Genomic DNA, 19,598 nt, shown 5'->3' on the forward strand with positions numbered 1-19,598 from the left:
TCTTAGTATTTAGTATAATTTAATCGAGTTTCAATACTGCGAGGAATGCCTTCTGCGGCACCTCGACGTTACCAATTTGCTTCATACGCTTCTTGCCCTTCTTCTGCTTCTCGAGCAACTTGCGCTTACGGCTCACGTCACCACCATAACACTTGGCTGTAACATCCTTACGCACACACTTTATAGTCTCGCGTGCAACAATCTTAGCGCCAATGGCTGCCTGTATTGCTATATCAAACTGCTGACGCGGAATAAGATCCTTTAGCTTCTCACACATCTTGCGACCCATGCTCACAGCATTGTCTTGATGAGTTAATGCCGACAAAGCGTCAACGGGTTCGCCATTGAGCAATATGTCGAGTTTGGCAAGACGTGAAGGACGGAAACCATCTATGTGATAGTCGAACGATGCATAACCCTTGCTTATAGACTTAAGTTTGTCGTAGAAGTCGATCACGATTTCGCCCAAAGGCAACATGAAATGCAACTCAACACGATTGCCACTAATATACTCTTGGTTTATCAGTTCGCCGCGCTTGTCGAGACAAAGCGTCATGATAGGCCCTATGAAGTTGGTGGTTGTGATGATAGAAGCACGTATATACGGCTCCTCGATATGGTCGATAAGAGTTTGCTCGGGCAGTCCTGACGGATTGTGCACCTCCTTAACACCGCCTTGCTTGTCGTATACCATATACGAAACGTTGGGCACGGTAGTGATGACGTCCATATTAAACTCGCGGTCCAAACGTTCTTGCACAATCTCCATATGCAACAATCCAAGGAATCCGCAACGGAAACCAAAGCCAAGAGCCACAGACGACTCAGGCGAGAATGTTAGCGAAGCATCATTGAGCTGTAATTTCTCAAGCGATGAACGCAAGTTTTCGTATTCGCTCGGGTCTATAGGATAAACACCAGCAAACACCATAGGCTTTACTTCCTGGAATCCAGAAATAGCCTTCTCGCATGGACGAGCCACTTGTGTAATTGTATCACCCACCTTTACTTCAGTAGCATCCTTGATGCCTGATATGATGTATCCCACCTCGCCAGTGCCAAGCACATCACGTGGTACCATATCCATCTTGAGTACGCCAACCTCGTCGGCCACATACTCCATACCGGTATTAAAGAACTTAACCTTGTCGCCCTTGCGTATCTGGCCATTCTCTATCTTGAAGTAGGCAATGATACCACGGAATGAGTTGAACACAGAGTCGAAGATAAGAGCCTGCAAAGGTGCATTGGTATCGCCCGTAGGATGTGGTACACGCTCTACAATAGCACGCAGCACATCGTCAACACCTTCGCCTGTCTTGCCAGAGGCACGCAAGATGTCCTCACGTTTACAGCCTATAAGCTCTATAATCTCGTCTTCTACCTCGTCGGGCATTGCGCTTGGCATATCTATCTTATTAAGCACTGGTATTATCTCCAAGTCGTGCTCTATAGCCATATACAGATTGGATATGGTTTGTGCCTGAACACCCTGTGTGGCATCTACAACAAGCAACGCTCCCTCACATGCTGCAATACTGCGTGATACCTCATACGAGAAATCGACATGTCCCGGAGTGTCAATAAGATTCAATATGTATGTTTGGTCGTTGTGCTTATATTCCATCTGGATAGCATGGCTCTTGATGGTTATACCGCGCTCGCGCTCCAGATCCATATTGTCAAGCATCTGACCCTCAGTTATCTTGATTGTTTGTGTACGCTCCAACAATCGGTCGGCAAGTGTTGATTTGCCGTGGTCGATGTGGGCAATAATACAGAAATTCCTTATATTGTCCATTGATATATATCAGTTTTACGTGCAAAGTTACTTGTTTTTTCTGACAAATAGGTAACTTTGCAAAAGAAAAAATTTAGAATTTAATTTAATCAAAATGAAACATTTAATATTTGGTATCATTGCATGCTCTTTGCTGCTATGCAGTTGTCACGAAAATTTGGAGAAAAGAGCCCAGCGCGAAGCACAAGAATACACAGAGAAATACTGCCCTACACCTGTACAGAACTACACCCGTACAGATAGTGTGGCATTTGATATCAAGACTAAAACATACCACTACTACTGCTCTATTACAGATGCTCTCGACGACAGAAAGGTGTTCGACCTAAACCGCGACAAGATAAGCGAGGCTCTTCTTGCCAATATTAAGGACAATACTGCCTTCAGACCTTACAAGGAGGAAGGATTTGCCTTTCAGTGGACTCTGCGTTCGGACAAGGACAAGAATGTTGTATATTTTGACAAGAGATTTACACCGAAGGACTACAACTAACCAAACGTCTAACCAATAGTCCGGTCGCCAATAGGCTTCTCGGTGTCAAAGTTTATACCAACCTATATTACTTTGCCATTTTAATATATATTACTTTGCCATTTAATATAATTTACTTTGCCATTTTAATTATATTACTTTGCCATTTTAATATATATTACTTAAAAAATTGCCTAGGCAAGCCGCGGAAGCTACATAAGAGCCATAAAAAACTGCATTATTTTATGGATTTAGACAATATAGCCAAAAGGGCTGGGTTCCAAATATGGAGCCCAGCCCTTGTTTTATTGTATATCTCGTTATTTGCAGGCACAACCAAGGCTGCAAACATACGTTAGTTACAGAACGTTGGTTACCTCGTTGCCCATCTGCATAACGTAGGTCAGGTCGATATCGTCGTCGAACATCATGATATCGGCATCCTTGCCTTCCTCGATAGAACCCTTGCGGTCGAAGATACCCATTATCTTGGCAGGTGTCTCGCTAACCATACGGAATACATCTACCATAGGTATTTCTGCCCTGTGGATACATGTGCGGATGAGTACATCCATTGTGGCGATAGAACCGGCAAGAGCCGAATGGTCGGCAAGCTTGCACACACCATCCTCAAGAATTACGCTGGGCTCAGACGATACGTTGCCCTCGCTTGCGGCATAAGCCAAAGAGTCGGTGATAAGGGCTGTCTTCTCAACACCCTTAATCTGATAAACCACATTGAGCATAACTGGAGGCACGTGTATGCCGTCGGCTATTACCTCTACGGTCATATCCTGAAGAGCGTATACACTCTCTACGGTGCCAGGAACCTTAAACTCGTGCTCCTTGTATACCACTGGCATGGCATTGTAGAAATGGGCCGCATGCGACAATCCGGCATCATGGGCAGCAACAACATCCTCGTATGTGGCACGTGTACAGGTAAGGGCTGTAAGAACACCGTGCTTGCGACACTCTGTAATAAACTCTACCGAGCCCTGAAGCTCAGGTGCTACGTCCCAGCGTTTGATGCACGAATACTTGTTGAGCAATGTCTCGTACTCGTCAGGAAGCGGAGCCTTGATGAGCACGGGGTTCTGTGCACCAGCCTGCTTAGGATTGATGTACGAGCCTTCGATATGCAAACCAAGCACCGGACTGTTCTCCTCGGCCATCAACTTCTGGCATACCTGGCAAGCAGCCTCAATTGACGGGATTGTAGACGACGAGAGTGTAGGATAAATTGTTGTTGTACCATGCTTCATATGCGCATTAACAGCAGCACGGAAAGCGTCCTCGCTACCCTCGATAAAGTCGCGACCGCCACCACCATGTGTATGCAAGTCGATACCTCCAGGCACTACATAACAACCTTTAGCGTCGATGATTTCGGCATCAACGATATGTAGATCTATATTTGAGACAGCCTTAATCTTATTGTCTTCGATAATTACAGAGCCACCCTCAAGCCAGCCTTTAGGGGTGAGAATGTGGCCATTGACTATTTGCTTTAACATAATTATATGTGTTTAGAGTTCGTTGGTTACTTCGTTACCCATCTGCATAACGTAAGTCAGCTTGAGGTCTTTGTCGAACATCATGATGTCGGCATCCTTTCCATCCTCGAGAGATCCCTTGCGGTCGAATACACCCATAATCTTTGCTGGTGTCTCGCTTGCCATGCGACATGCGTCCTCCATCGGAATATTAGCCATTTGCACACATGTGCGGATAAGTCGGTCCATGGTGGCAATTGAACCTGCAAGAGCCGAATGGTCAGCAAGCTTGCACACGCCATCCTCGAGAATAACGCGTGGATCGAATGCTACACCCTCATCGCTTGCGGCACAAGCCAAAGAGTCGGTAATAAGAGCTGTCTTCTCAACACCCTTTATCTGATAAACTACGCGAAGCATTACTGGAGGCACATGTATACCATCGGCAATAACCTCTACACTCATATCGGGAAGTGCATAAACACTCTCTACTGTGCCAGGCACCTTAAACTCGTGCTCCTTGTACACTACCGGCATTGCGTTGTAGAAGTGGGTGGCATGCATCATGCCGGCTCTGTGACCAGCTACCACATCATTGTATGTGGCACGAGTATGACCTATTGAAGCCAATACACCATGCTTGCAACATGCTTTAATAAAGTCGATTGAACCAGGAAGTTCGGGTGCCTCGTCCCAACGCTTGATACATGGATACTTGTCAAGCAATGGTTCGTATTCCTCGGCTACAGGTGCCTTGATCCATTCAGGTATCTGAGCGCCTGCCTGTTTAGGGTTGAAGTAAGGACCTTCAAGATGAAGTCCGAGTACCGGACTGTTTTCCTCTTCCATAAGCTTCTGGCATGTTTCGCATGCTGCCTCAATCATAGGCACAGTAGAAGACGAAAGTGTTGGGAAGATAGATGTAGTGCCATGCTTCATATGTGCTTTAATGGCTACACGGAAAGCTTCTTCAGAGCCTTCCATAAAGTCGCGTCCACCACCACCATGCACGTGCAACTCTACACCACCAGGTACTACATAGCATCCCTTGGCGTCAATTATTTGAGCATCAACAATGTAGAGATCACTGTTAGATACGGCCTTAATCTTATTGCCATCAATGATTACAGAACCGCCTTCGAGCCAGCCCTCAGGAGTAAGGACACGACCATTAATAATTTGTTTTAGCATAATTGTATGATTAGTTTTGTAAAACTCGCCAAGCTGCAGTATAAGCATTTAGTAGATATGTGCAAGGCTCTTTAAGTTCATTAGTAGATTCAAGCAGCAAAGTTACATATATTTTTCTAACTACGAACAAAAAAAAAGAATTTTGACTATTAAAACATTTTAAAATAATAATATTGTCAAATTTAGCTTGGGTATATAATGTTTATTGTTTTGTCTTTATCCCACAGAACGCACAGACCACACAGAAGCCTACGGGATTAAGGTTTGGAATCCACAGAGCGTATAGACGCTGCGCGTCATACGACAGAAGGCACAGAATTGATTGCTTGTGTAGCGTCGCCGAGGTTAGCATGGTTCGCCGCCTATGGCGGCGCAAGAAATCATTTCTGTGGATTCTTGCCTCGCGAAGCGTAGGCCATTCTGTGGATTCGAAAAGCTTAAGCCCGTAGGCTTCAAATATCATCGGCAGATGAATACGTTACCATCGGCATATATTAATATCCCATTTGCTCCAATGCTGTAGCAAGCTGGTCGGGGCAGCTGGTAGGCTTGCCGTTACAGCTAATTCCCTTAAGAGTATGCTTTATGTCTGATGCCTTCTTGCCGATAGCAAGAGCGCAGATGCCTTTAAGATTGCCATTGCATCCACCCACGAATGATAGATTGCGTATAATGCCATCAGCATCAACATCAATAGAGATAAGACGGCTGCATGTACCGCAAGTAGTGTAGTCCAAGTGATTCATAATGCTGTATATTAAAAAAGCCCCACCCCTTTGCTCATCCCTACTTGGGAAGGGCAAGGAGGTGGGGCTTTGGTTATTTATTATTTACTCGCCCTCCTCAGGCTTCATGTTGGTATATACGTTCTGAACATCGTCAAACTCCTCAAGACGCTCTACCATCTTGTCGATAGTAGCACGCTGGTCGGCGTCAACATCCTTCAAATCGTTAGGAACATAAGTAAACTCGCCACCGATATCCTCGAAGCCCTGGTCCTCAAGGAACTTCTGAATCTGAGCATACGCCTTAACGTCGTCGCCGTAGATTGTGATTGTTCCCTCTTCCTCATCCTCGTCAAACTCGTCTTCTACATTGAAGTCGATAAGCTCAAGGATAAGCTCTTCCATATCGATGCCGTCCTTCTTCTTGAATGTAAATACACACTTGTGGTCGAAGAGGTAAGACAGCGAGCCTGTTGTACCAAGTGTACCGTTGAACTTGTTGAATACCGAGCGTACATCGCCTACTGTACGTGTGGTGTTGTCGGTAAGTGTGTCAACGAAGATAGCGATACCGTGAGGGCCATATCCCTCGTAGGTTACTTCCTTATACTCGCTCTGATCCTTGCCCATAGCGTTCTTGATTGCACGCTCGATGTTGTCCTTCGGCATGTTCTCGCGTTTACATGTAGCGATGATAGAACGCAATGAAGGGTTGTTTTCTGGTTCTGGACCGCCAGCCTTAACAGCAATAGCAATCTGCTTGCCCAGACGGGTGAATGTCTTAGCCATGTGGCCCCAACGCTTCAGCTTTGTAGCTTTACGATACTCAAATGCTCTTCCCATTTTTGTTATTAATATTTCTTATTTAATATTTTGAATTTATTCTGGTTTTGCACCATTATTATGTTCGGCAATTACAGATTGACATTAACGCAACTCTGCGCCCAACTTCTGCTTGAGGTTATTGATGAGCTTGGTCATAATGGCCTCAATTTGCTTGTCATTTAGAGTCTTGGTCTCGTCCTGCAAGATAAAGTTTACAGCGTAGCTCTTCTTGCCCTCCGGAAGATTCTTGCCCTCGTATACATCGAACAGCTCAACACTCTTGAGAAGTTTTTTCTCGGTCTGGCGAGCTATCTGCTCTATCTGCTCAAACTCTACGCTCTTGTCGATAAGCAAGGCAAGGTCGCGACTTACAGACGGGAACTTGCTGATGTCGTGATACAAGGTTTCGTTCTTCTTGATGGCACGCATGATGTTGTTCCAATTGATGTCGGCATAGAACACATCTTGGTCAATGTCCATCTTCTTAAGAAGCTTGTGGCTTACGGTACCCATCTCACAAAGCAACTTACCACTGCGAGCCTTCAAGGCGAGAGCCTTACCAAAGACGTTGTTGTCCGACTTCTCGGCTACTACAATGCCAGGGTTAACACCCAGACGAGTGAATATGTTCATAACGTATGCCTTGAGCTCGTAGAAATTAGACTGCTCGTCGGCGTGTGCCCACGAACCTTCGACACGCTTGCCTGTGAGCCACATACCAAGGTGCATTTCCTCTGTATATGCCTTTATAGGGTCCTCGTCGTTATTCTTCTCAGGTGAGAAGTGGTAGCAATTGCCAAATTCGAAGAAGCGTAGATTAGGCATCTTGTGGTTTACGTTACGACATACGCTCTCCAATCCGCCGAAGAGCAAGGTCTGACGCATTACGCCAAGGTCGGAGCTTAGAGGATTCATCACCTTTACTGTTGTATCCTCTGTGTAGTGGTTAAGCTCTGTATAGTAGGCTGTCTTAGTAAGCGAATTGTTCAAGATCTCGCGGAATCCACAACCAACAAGTTGTTCGCTGATGACATTCTGATGATGGTATGCCTTGTCTTCGTCGCCAAGAATGGTGAGCGAACTCTTAAGCTGTGTAGGTATCTCCACATTATTATATCCGTAGATACGGAGGATATCCTCTACCACATCGCATGGACGCTGTACATCTACACGATAAGCTGGCACATCAAGCTCCAAGCCAGTATCTGTCTCCGAAATCACCTTCATATCAAGACTCTCAACAATTGAGCGTATCATATCATTGCCAATCTTCTTGCCAATAAGACGGTCTACATACTCATAGTCGAGCTGTACACGTGCGTCGGCAATCGGTGTTGGATAAACATCCTTTATCTCCATGCTAACCTTGCCACCTGCCAACTGCTTGCACAGGATAGCAGCCTGCTTCAATGCATATATTATGCCGTTAGGGTCGATACCACGCTCGAAACGATAGCTTGCGTCGGTACTAAGTCCATGACGACGTGCACTCTTACGAATCCATGTAGGATGGAAATATGCACTCTCAAGTACCACGTTGGTTGTAGTATCGTATGTACCAGAACCCTTGCCGCCGAATATACCGGCAATACACATTGGCTCTTCAGCATTACAAATACTAAGGTCATGCTCGCCAAGAGTGTGTTCCTCACCGTCAAGTGTCACAAACTTTGTACCTTCTGGCTGAGTGCGCACTACTATCTTGTTGCCCTTAACCATATCTGCATCGAAGCAATGCATAGGCTGACCGTATGCCATCATCACATAGTTGGTGATGTCGACAATGTTGTTGATAGGACGCAAGCCAATAACCTTGAGCTTGTCTTGCAACCACTCCGGACTCTCCTTAACCTCGCAACCAGTAATGCTAACGCAAGCATAACGCTTGCAAGCCTCGGTGTTCTCAATCTCAACATCGATAGGAAGGTTGGTATTGTCGACTGTAAACTCAGAGCAGTCGGGACGATGAAGCGATGTATTATGTCCATTGCGCTTGAGCCAAGCATATAGGTCGCGCGCTACACCCCAGTGGCTTAGCGCATCCGAACGGTTGGCTGTGATATCAATCTCGATAACCCAGTCGCTTTCCAAATGATAATATTCTGCTGCAGGCTGTCCTACGGGTGCGTCTTCTGGCAATACGATTATACCATCGTGACTTGTTCCTACACCTATCTCGTCTTCGGCACAAATCATACCGTTCGACTCAACACCACGCAACTTAGACTTCTTGATAACAAATTCCTTGTCGCCGTCGTATAGCACGCAACCAAGATCGGCAACTATAACCTTCTGACCAGCAGCAACATTTGGTGCGCCACATACTATCTGCTGTGGTTCGCCCTTGCCTAAGTCAACGGTTGTTATATGCAAGTGGTCTGAATTAGGGTGCATCTCGCAAGTCAATACCTTGCCCACGTACAGTCCCTTCAGTCCACCCTTAATGGTCTGTACTTCTTCAAGAGCGTCAACTTCAAGTCCGCAAGAAGTCAGCGCGTCGGCTGTTTCTTGGGGAGTAAGGTCGAAATCAACATACTCCTTAAGCCATTTATATGAAATCTCCATTATAATGATTTTTAAGTATACTCAAATTTGGTGCAAAAGTACAAATTTTTAAGTAAGTAGACAAAAAATACTGAAAATATTATATATACACCTTATTATATAGTATATATGATAGACATTATTATAGGGAATTATGGGAAAGCAATAAAAAAGTGAACGAAACTATGCAATGTCTTCATTTTTTTCTCTAAATTTGCATCGTCTAAGAAAAAAACAGAAAAGATGGTTTTCAAATACGACTTTCTGATTATCGGCGCCGGTGTTGCCGGCATGAGCTACGCCCTGAAGGTAGCTCGCGCACACAAAGGTAAGGTGTGCTTGATTTGCAAGACTTCGCTTGATGAGGCAAACACATCGTTTGCCCAAGGTGGCGTAGCCTCAGTTACTAATCTTGTAGTTGACAATTTCGACAAGCATATAGAGGATACTATGATTGCCGGTGACTTTATCAGCGACCGTCGTGCCGTTGAGCAAGTTGTACGCAATGCCCCTGAACAGATTAAAGAGCTTGTAAAATGGGGTGTCAACTTCGACCGTAAAGAAGATGGTGAGTTTGACCTTCATCGCGAAGGAGGACACTCTGAATTCCGTATTCTGCACCATGCAGATGACACTGGTGCCGAGATTCAACGTGGACTTATGGCTGCTGTTCGTGCTTGTCCAGACATTGACATTAAGGAGAACCACTTTGCTGTGGAGATTATCACTCAGCATCATCTTGGCGCACGCGTAACTCGCCGTACTCCGTATATCAACTGCTATGGCGCATACGTGCTTAATCCTGAAACCGAGAAGGTGGACACATATCTTAGTAAGGTTACGCTGATGTGTACTGGAGGTTGCGGTGCTGTATACCAAACTACTACAAATCCTGTTATTGCCACCGGCGATGGCGAGGCTATGGTATATCGTGCCAAGGGCACTGTTAAGGATATGGAGTTTGTACAATTCCATCCAACAGCTCTTTATCATCCAGGCGAAACTCATCCTGCATTCCTTATTACAGAGGCTATGCGTGGATATGGCGGCATACTGCGCTTGCCTAACGGCGAGTCGTTTATGGAGAAGTACGACGAACGCTTATCGTTGGCTCCACGTGATATCGTGGCACGTGCAATTGACAAGGAGATGAAGATTCATGGTATTGATCATGTTTGTCTCGATGTTACACATAAGAATCCTGAAGAGACAAAGAAACATTTCCCGAATATCTATCACAAGTGCAAGTCGATTGGCATAGATATAACTACCGACTATATCCCTGTTCGCCCAGCAGCCCACTATATGTGTGGCGGTATTAAGGTAGACCTTAACGGACAGTCGTCTATTGAGCGTCTTTATGCTATTGGCGAATGTTCTTGCACTGGTCTGCATGGTGGCAACCGTCTTGCAAGCAATTCACTTATTGAGGCTGTGGTATATGCAGATGCAGCAGCCAAGCACTCGTTGGCACACGTTGATGATTACGACTTCAACGAAAAGGTACCTGAGTGGAACGATGAAGGTACAATGACTAACGAGGAACAGGTACTAATAACACAAAGTGTTAAGGAGGTTGGCGAGATTATGTCTAACTATGTGGGGATTGTTCGAAGCGACCTTCGACTCAAACGTGCATGGGACCGTCTTGACTTGCTGTACGAGGAGACTGAAGCTCTATTTAAGCGCGTAAAGGCAAGTCGTGACATCTGCGAACTTCGCAATATGATTAACGTGGGCTATCTCATAACACGCCAGGCCATTGAGCGTAAGGAATGTCGTGGTCTCCACTACACCACCGACTATCCATTACATGCTTACGACAAGAAGTAAGAAACGAGCTAAAGCAAACAAGAAGTAAGGTTGCTTTGGCTATATTCAATACAAGCAAACAAGAAGCAATAGGTCTTAATCCATTTACTTCTTGTTTGCTTGTTTTTTTGTATCAATTATTTTGCTTATATTTGCCCTTGTTAAACCATTAACCTAATTTTCCTTTATGACAGACATCACTAACAATACAGACAACAAAGATGCCAAAGGTAATAATCAAAGCATCTTCGGCAAACAATACAAGTGGGACGAATTGTATTTTTACCAGAAGTCGGATGTTATATATCAGCTATCGTTTGCGTTTTGCAATAGGTTTATTCATCTATATAAAGACCGAACACGCGACCAAATTATACAGGCAGGATTACCTAAAGTCGCGCCATCTCCAAATGTATATGCCTGGTGATAGCAGATATAATGTTATGGTTGACTATTGCCGTTGGCACAATAAGCTTATAGATTATGATCCTTATTTCCTACAATGGACCGATGAGCAGATGTGCAACTATGCTCTTACACTCTGCCACTTCATAGACAAGATGATGATGTCGTTTCTTAAGACATTAGAGCGTGAGTTTATTACCGAAGGCGGTATTAAAGAGCGTATGCACAAGGCTCGCACCGGATATCGGCAGAAGCAGGACGAAAAGCTCAAGCAACTCGAAGCCGAATGTTCAAGGCTTGAACAAGCACTTAAAGAAGCCAGCACCGAAGCCGAAAAGTGGAAAGCTGCATACAACGACCTTAAGCAGCGCGCCCTAAAGGCATACTACTCGCAGCAAGAAGAGATTAAGAGGCTTAAGGAAAAACTAGGAGAAGGAGAAGGATGATGGAGATGGGTATTGAGAGAGAATAGAGAGGCTAGTAATTCTAGTAGTACTAGTTATTCTATTAAGACTAGTTATTCTAGTAATTCTAGTTATTCTAGTAATTCTAGTTATTCTAGTAATTCTAGAACTACTAGCCCTATATATTCTCTATCTTGTCAACGAGAACTTCATACTCAATCCAAAGTCCTGTGTTGTCGTTGGATATGAGCTTGACGACAGCAACGGTGTATTAGTTTGTCTATCGTAGTAGAAGCTCATAGTAAGCATTCTTGACAACGTATAGTCGGCAGAGAAAGACAGCTTAAACGCTGTATTGCCGCTATTTGCCGATGATGTCATTGTGGCAATATCGCGGCTTATAGCAGCTTGCTTGCGTACACTAAGATCAAGCCTTAACTTCAAATCATTATTAACACCACCCGTTGAGCGGCGCGATGAAGAGTTAGAGTCACCCTTTGCTCCACCCTTCTGTCTTGACTTAACCTGACGATGCCTATTACGACCACCTCCAAATAAATTGAAGTTGTTAAGCGTATAACCTGCACCAATAACCCAGTCGTGCGAAGAAGACTCGTTAATCTGTACCGAAGTCATACTAAGACTCAACACACGCGTTGTACGATACTCGGCCTTAATTGTCATGTTATTATTCAACGTTACATCTACACCAAGCAATGGCGAGAATGCCTCATTGATGCTCACCGTCGAGACATTGTACATCGAGTTTGGTATTGGCGCTCCGCTTGTAGCATCGGTTATAAAACCAAGTCCATTCATATACTCCATATACGTACTATACGACGAGTACGAGCCCACAGCATATATACTCTTGTACGAGTGGTTGATGTTTACACTCTTGAACACATCTCTAAACCACGGCAACTTAGACAATCCACTGTATTTGATAGTCCAGTTGGGCAACAGTTTAGACAGCGACGGGAACAGCGACAAGCCTCCATCACCCATATTGGTATATGCAGCAAGGAAGGCAGGCACCATTACGTCAGCGCTATACTTGTTTACACCACCGTTCTCTGCATTAAATGGTTTGCCTGCAAGCGATGTTCCTGCAGGATATACTGCACCCGCATACTTAGCCTCAACACGTTGACGATATCCCTCAAGCGAATTGCAGAAACGCTCGAACGAAGCCGAATGATATCCGTTATTGGCATTGCCAGAACCCTCAAACGCACTACGAAGCGATAGTGTTGTCATTGTAAACGTACCGCTCTGCGTTGTAGGATTACCCTCGTACATATATTGTACTGAACGCGCTGTTGTCATTGTGCGCGATGCATTAAGATCTATCTTCAAGTTACGAACAGGCTCCAACGTTGCCTTAAGCTGCAAGTCCTCTGTCTTATTGGTTGTTGCCGGCGTTGCCAAAGAGTCGCTCATCATAAGCCAACCATTCTCACGTGCCTTGTCGATATAACTATCACCAATGAAACCAAAGGCAAAATCAAGACCTGGCGACATTGCTCCCATACCATGTCCCTGTCCAAAAGCATTGCCTATCATAGGCTTAAAGCCAGGCAACGACATTGCATATTGGTTGCGATAGCTTACACTTACATTGCGAACCATCATCAACACACGTGCCACCGATTGTGCGGTACGATACCAGCTCTGTTCATCAAGCGGCTGCTTGGCAATAACAGATACCTTTATCTTTGTTGCCGAGTCCACCTTATTTAATATACGTATACTGTTATCGTCCATTCGGCGATACTTCAACTTAAACGCATGTCCGTCCTGAGTCTTTGCCGATACAATGATGCGGCGTGTCTTCTTGCTGTGCACCACCTTTATCGTAGTGTCCGGCATAAGTGTTATCTCCTTCTCAAAGGCACGCTTGTTCTTTGGCAACTTACTGCGCAATTGTTCATCCCTATCTCCTGGCTTGTTCTTGCCGCCATCCTTTTTCTTTTTGTTGTTACGCAAATTTGTTTTCAGCGATGTTGCCTTAGGTTTCACCGAGTTGTTCTTCTTGAATCGTTCGTTAGTTTTCTTAAGGAACGGCACATGGTTGTACAACTTCTCAAGATTAAACTGTCCGTTGATATTTATCTGGCGGTTGTTGGCAATAGTATTGCCAAGCGATGTTCCATCTTCAAGGTCGGTACCTCTCACCCAATTGTAGGTTGCATTGTACGACGCATCAGATGTTATCCAGTCGAATACTGGCAGCAAGTTGATAGGCAACTTATAAGATGCTTGGAACGACTGATTGTAGTTAAGCGGTGTACCCATATGCTTTATTGATGTCCACACAGAATCCTTCCAAACCGAATACTGGTCAGGATAAAGGTCCTTGTTAACAGGTACATAAGGTTCCTCAATCTCGGCATTGGTTGCACTCTGGAAGTTCATATGCAGATTTTTCGTTAAATCCCAACGCAAGTTGAACTCACGATTCCACAAGAACTGTGACGAGAATGTCAACGGCAGATTCTGATTCTCCGTCGATTCCATATCACGCTCTTGCAATTCGTAATAGTTGCGAGTTATCTCCGTATTAAAGCCCACATTCTGCGGCAACCAATTCAAGGCGAACCTCTTTGGCAAGTCAAGCCATTTCGACTTCGATTTTATCTTCTTGAATGGTTCATACGGTTTGTATACCGGAGTCCATGAGTAGTTGAGTGCACCACGCCAGTTGTCCTCACGTTCATATACCGTAGTCTCACCCGTTGTGTAAGAGTGGCTATGCGAATACGAGAACGAGAAGTTGGCTGGATCGTATGGCATAGGATGACGCTTGTTCTGTATTCCAACACGAACGTTAGACAACGAGAAGTTGGTCTGCGTTACCTTTGTAACGGCTATATTCTCTATTGAGTCGCGCTCTTGTCGTGACCCAGCCGCGTCAAGAGCATCCTTCAATTCCATATCGGTATCAAGTGGATTATACTTAGGCGATGTCTTCTCCTTTGTCACCGAGTAGTACAATGGCGCACTAACCTTAGCCTTGTCCGGGAAGAACTTACCAAGGTCGATATTTGCAGTAACAGTATAGTTAGACTGATCGTCTGTACTACGTTCGGCTACACCTTCTTCCAGTCCGCCGAATCCTGACGATGTATATCGTCCTTGAGCATTAAACGAGCCAAGGTCTGATAGCTGAACATTGAAGTTGCCTTGTGCAGCCCAACCCCCAGAATTGTTAAACTCCTTAAGTCGCAGCTCGTTTACCCATACCTCGCCACTCTTCTCCTGACCAGAGTTATTGCGTATACCAATAACCAACGTCTTAACCTCACCCAATGTAGGATTACCCATAACCGTGATGCGATTCTTAGGATTGTCAGAGTCGTAGGCCGAGTAAGCCCTATTATACGAAGCCTGTCCTATAGCCTTAGCCTTGTTGCGTTCTTTCTTCAATCCGGTAAAGAGCGACAACGGAATATCGAGCATATTGTCCTTAGGCCATACCGCCCATGCAGCCTCAGCCGAATAGCGGCTGTATTGGTTGCTATGCGGTGTTAGCTTAAGAGGAATCTCATACTCGTAGTAGTTGCTCTTATAGTCGGAACCCAATCGGATGAATACCGAAAGCTGTCCATCCTCAAGATTTGTTGTGTTCTGCTCAAACGAGTTGGCATGCACAAACATCTGCATACGCTTATACTGTCGAAGGTCAAGCGACGTGTTCTTATATACAGCCTTGGCTTCTCCCGAACCAAGCGTGTTTACCGTAAGGGCAAGAGCTTGCTCATTGTTCTCTACAAGCTGCGGCTGAGTAGGATCTTGACCACGGTTTATACCAGGAGGCAAGATATAGTTAACCGGCATCTTGTCGTTGTTCTCTTCAATATTAACAGCGCTGACAGACAGTCTACCTGATGTATTGGCAGAATTGTCAAGATTCTGCTGATATACACGCCATGTGCCTCTAACAAGGTCGAGTGTTGCAAAACGCAGCACAATTGGATGCTTGAAGCCTGTCATAAACATACGCATAAAGCGCACAGATGTAAGGTCGTTGATAGAACCCACCTTCTTCTCATACTCGGTCAATGGTATACGGAACTGATACCAGTCTACCGTCTCCTTGTTGCCATTACGCAAAGGACGGGTTGTGGTGCGCTTGTCTACAATATAGTTCTTGCCCACCTCAAGGTCTTCGGGACGAATAGACACACGATACTGGAAGTATTTTTCATACTCGTTAAGAGTATAGTCCTGGTTGATATCCTCCACATCTGGAGTTGACTTATACGATGTGTCGTAGCTCTCGGTACGCGAATCGCTGTCTGGCGAGTTGCCCTGAGGATTATTAATATACTTATATCGACGCAGAATAGGAGCTTGCATACGATCATAATCAGAGCCACGGAAATAGTGATAGTTATCGCCAGCCGGGTCTGCCCATATCGAATCCCATACAGCAGGACTCACCTTGCCTTGTATCTCGGTCAAGAAGTCCTGATACGACTCCCACTTCTGTTCTTCCTCATCATTAAGTCCGTTGAAACCCACATCTTGCAAAGCACGTGCTCCCTTGGTTGTTGCAAAGGCATAAGTTACAGTTGCTTGGTTGGGCACCTTACCCCATTGGGTTGTGGTGAAATTGGTTGAGCCATCAACAGGCATTCCACTCTCGTAGAACTTCTTGCCATCGCGTAATATATCCTCGCTCATTTCGCCAAGGTTGATATAGAAATCGCCACCATAATCGGATGCCTGTCCTTGCTGACGAGTATATATAAATGGGTCGAGCATCCAAAACTCAACATACTCTATGTTTGCAGCCTCAAAGTCGTTGGTATCAAGTTTGCGCATCATACCACCCCAATGTTGCTGCGGATTGTTAAGTGTACCGTCTGCATTGAGGTCTGGGTTGAAGTTGTACGGGCCTCGCTCGTTAGGATAATAAGCAAGGTTGAGCACATTGATTGTCGATGTAGAGCCGTTGTATGCGCTTTGGTCGCGGTTTGGGAACAGCTCGCTTACGTATATCTCGCGCACATAATGATTGCTAAGCTGGTCTAAATCGCTCTTTATATGACCAGGAGTTAGCGATGAAGAGCGTCGTGTGAACAAAGGATCGATATAATACCACGCCATTCTTGAGCGGTTAAAGCCTGATCGTAACGTGCTTTTGTCGGACGATTCGGGGAACATCGACGGCACAGATGACAATATCCAAGATGTAGGAGTGCTTACATCTATTGTGTTCTTGGCTTCCTCAAAGTCGTCTATATACGATGCATTGTCCTGCGTGCCACTACTTTGTCCGGCTATAAGCTGGGCAAACTCGCCCGTGAATGATATCTGCGAAGGCTGTGTAAGGTGCAAGAACGGCAACTTGTCGAGCATATTTGTAAGCCATTGACTCTCCTTCTTCCAGTTGATGTTAAGACCCCAAAGTGTATTGTTCAGCGGTTCGCTGCCCATATTCACTTTGTTTGTAAGGGCCTGTTCAGACAGATGCTGCAATGTACCCGACAATTGAAAATCCTTCGAGAAGTCGTATTCCCAGTTCACGCCAAACATTGTCTTGCGCTGTTGGGCATAATCTGTATTGCTCTCAAGCGACACATTGACCTGTGTTCCTGCATCGATAATGCTCTGGTTAAGGATAGTAACCTCGCCACCTGAATAATCTACAGAATAGTCGGTACCCTCGGCAAGTGTTATACCACCTGCAGTTACCACCACCGAACCTTGCGGAATGTTGTAGGCTCCAGTAGATATTACGTTGGCAGAAGTACCGCGGAACTGGCCCATAAGCACATACTTGTCCTTCTCGGCTATCTGTTTTGCAACAGTCTTGGTAGAGTCGTACAATTCGGTAAAGGCATATTTTGTTGCTTGATCGGCAGCAACTCCCCTACCCACAAGATAGTTGTACATATACTTGCCGAATGGTTCGGCAACGGGGAAGAACACACGACCGTTAGAAACCGTATAACCCTCTACATAGTCGAAGTATCCATTAGGATGAGCCTTGCTGTTGTTATCCAGTCGGTCGGCACCAAGAACCTTTATAATTGTCTGGTCCTTGACCTGTGGTTCTGGGATGTATGTAAGATATACGCCTGCTGTATCGCTTTGGAACTTAACGTCGAGACGGAATTTCTCCTTCTCAACCGACGAGGCCAAGTAATATACATTCTTCATCATTAAGCCCCAATTGCCTTGCTGCGGATTGTTTGACGTGTTCTTAAGCGACTTAACAAAGATGGCTTGCGAAGCATCGGTAACATCGCTGGCAAACTCGCCCACCTGATAGGTTACACCGCCATATGTATACTCGTAAGCTACGGCAAGCACCTGGTCGGTTTGCAACTGTGTCTTAAGCGATACATATCCAAGTGAGGTGTTGACCGTATACTCAGACGAATTGAGCAATCTTGCCTTCTCGAGTTTCTCATAGTCGCTACCGCCATGAAATCCGGGTATTCCATCGAACACAGTTGATGTCTCGTCAATATTACGTGCAGCTACATACTGCGATGTCATTGACGAGTACTCTGAGTTGGCTGCATTAGATGGTACAGGCTGTCCGGTCAAACCCCATGCTTGATTGGACACGGTGCGGTTCTCGCCCAAGTCGGTAAGGGCGATTATGTTACGTGTGTTAGCGGTTGTTCCAGTCTTGTTGGTAACCCATATTTCAACACGGTTAATCTTAATTCCTGATGTAAGGTTTGGCAACGACCGCATCCAATCGTCGTAACGATCGTGAAAATACTGTGCCAAGAAGAAGTGTCGGTTGTCCTCATAATTAGCGGCATCAATCTCAAATGGGGTAAACTGTTTGCCACCCTTAGACGATACGCTCTTGGTAGACGACTTCTTCTGTGATGCAACAAGCTGCAACTTAAGCTTGCCAAACTGCAAGTCGGTACGCAATCCAAATAGTGACGATGCTCCCTTTATCAACGACGAGTTTGAAGGAAACGACACATTGCCTGCTTCTACAAGCTTTACAATCTCGTCTTCCTTACCGTCGTACTTAAGTTTAAGGCTCTGTGCGTCGAAGTCGAAGGTTGCATCGGTATTATAATTGAGGTTAAGGTTAACCTTATCGCCAACACGTCCGTTGAGGTTTAGGTTAACCTTCTCGTCAAAGTCCATTGTAGTTGTCTTGCGGTTGCGCACGGGCAAAGAAGGATTGTCAATATTCTTCATTGTCGCGCCAAACTTAAGCTCGGCAGTACCCTGAGTCTTAATGCGCACACCACCAGGACCAAATATCTTCTCGGCCGGACCAAGGTCGAAGTGCATATCAGTAAAGTCGAACTTCTCCTTGCCTTTGGCTTGGTAAATCTCGTCGTTCTTCTTGCGGAAGAAGTCTTGCATTAGCTTACGCTCGCTCCACTTCATATACTCCTGTGCCGTCATCATTACCGGAGCATTGATATAAGTGTCGGATATCTTTGAGCCAATAATATATCGGTCGATAGAGTCGTTGTATTCTACTTGCTGCTTAAGATTGTCTGGACGTTTAAGGTCGGCGGCGCCCTGAGACAGGTCGTCGAGTGTTATTGGCAACGTGCGTTGTATCTGCCAACGTGGATGTAAAAGCGAATCGGGTATGGAGTCGTCATCTGCCAGCAACGGTTGCGCTATGATAGCAAGCGAATCCTTGCTGTTTTTATTGTTATCGGTTTGTTTCTGTGCAGCATTGGCAGCATTACGTTGCTCTATTGCCGCACGTCTTCGTTGTTGCGCATTACGCAGAGGTGTCTGTTTCATGGCATACGCAACTATGGTCGACATGACAAGCATGACGACAAAAGCACGAGCCGAAAAGACACGGATATGTAAATTAAGAAATGTTTTATATATCTTTTTAAGCAAATTCATCAATCCTTTACTGACGCTATTGTTCGTATACAATTACTTATATTATAACGTATTTGTATA

Annotated in this window: 10 protein-coding genes; 3 read left to right on the forward strand and 7 right to left on the reverse strand. The window is 45.2% G+C overall.

Going from position 1 to position 19,598, the window contains the following annotated elements:
- Positions 1-19: 19 nt before the first annotated feature.
- A complete protein-coding gene (lepA, locus tag C9991_RS14570; protein WP_106813222.1) occupies positions 20-1,801 on the reverse strand; it encodes a translation elongation factor 4 in 1,782 nt (593 codons plus the stop codon).
- A gap of 94 nt (positions 1,802-1,895) precedes the next feature.
- Between lepA and C9991_RS14575 the strand changes: the two genes are divergently transcribed.
- Positions 1,896-2,294, forward strand: coding sequence for a DUF8479 domain-containing protein (locus C9991_RS14575; protein WP_106813223.1), 399 nt, complete (start codon positions 1,896-1,898; stop codon positions 2,292-2,294).
- A 338-nt stretch (positions 2,295-2,632) separates the two neighbouring features.
- Here C9991_RS14575 and nagA (C9991_RS14585) read toward each other — a convergent pair whose 3' ends face one another.
- The 5 genes from nagA (C9991_RS14585) to pheT all read right to left on the reverse strand — a co-directional run bounded on the left by nagA (C9991_RS14585) (position 2,633) and on the right by pheT (position 9,075).
- Positions 2,633-3,790, reverse strand: coding sequence for an N-acetylglucosamine-6-phosphate deacetylase (gene nagA, locus C9991_RS14585; protein ID WP_106813225.1), 1,158 nt, complete (start codon positions 3,788-3,790; stop codon positions 2,633-2,635).
- Between the two features lie 12 nt (positions 3,791-3,802).
- Entirely contained in the window at positions 3,803-4,960 is a 1,158-nt protein-coding gene (nagA, locus tag C9991_RS14590) for an N-acetylglucosamine-6-phosphate deacetylase (protein WP_106813372.1), read from the reverse strand.
- A 494-nt stretch (positions 4,961-5,454) separates the two neighbouring features.
- Positions 5,455-5,706 carry a TIGR03905 family TSCPD domain-containing protein gene (locus C9991_RS14595; protein ID WP_198643831.1) on the reverse strand — a complete coding sequence of 84 codons (252 nt, stop codon included), beginning with the start codon at positions 5,704-5,706 and terminating at the stop codon, positions 5,455-5,457.
- An 84-nt stretch (positions 5,707-5,790) separates the two neighbouring features.
- The gene (locus tag C9991_RS14600; RefSeq protein WP_106813226.1) at positions 5,791-6,528 is read right to left on the reverse strand and encodes a YebC/PmpR family DNA-binding transcriptional regulator; all 738 of its coding nucleotides are present in this window, start codon (positions 6,526-6,528) and stop codon (positions 5,791-5,793) included.
- An 84-nt stretch (positions 6,529-6,612) separates the two neighbouring features.
- Entirely contained in the window at positions 6,613-9,075 is a 2,463-nt protein-coding gene (gene pheT / locus C9991_RS14605; RefSeq protein ID WP_106813227.1) for a phenylalanine--tRNA ligase subunit beta, read from the reverse strand.
- A 222-nt stretch (positions 9,076-9,297) separates the two neighbouring features.
- On the opposite strand from pheT, the gene nadB reads away from it, so the two are divergent.
- Both nadB and C9991_RS14615 read left to right on the forward strand, forming a co-directional pair.
- Positions 9,298-10,887 (forward strand): L-aspartate oxidase, encoded by a 1,590-nt coding sequence (gene nadB, locus C9991_RS14610; RefSeq protein WP_106813228.1) that lies wholly within the window; start codon positions 9,298-9,300, stop codon positions 10,885-10,887.
- Positions 10,888-11,282: 395 nt separating this feature from the next.
- Complete coding sequence (locus tag C9991_RS14615; RefSeq protein WP_232823361.1) at positions 11,283-11,717, forward strand: four helix bundle suffix domain-containing protein; 435 nt, start codon at positions 11,283-11,285, stop codon at positions 11,715-11,717.
- A gap of 147 nt (positions 11,718-11,864) precedes the next feature.
- Here C9991_RS14615 and sov read toward each other — a convergent pair whose 3' ends face one another.
- On the reverse strand, positions 11,865-19,460 hold the full coding sequence (gene sov, locus C9991_RS14620; RefSeq protein WP_198643835.1) for a T9SS outer membrane translocon Sov/SprA: 7,596 nt from the start codon (positions 19,458-19,460) through the stop codon (positions 11,865-11,867).
- Positions 19,461-19,598: the final 138 nt, after the last annotated feature.

Source organism: Prevotella merdae, assembly GCF_900290275.1.
In the GTDB taxonomy this organism is placed as follows: domain Bacteria; phylum Bacteroidota; class Bacteroidia; order Bacteroidales; family Bacteroidaceae; genus Prevotella; species Prevotella merdae.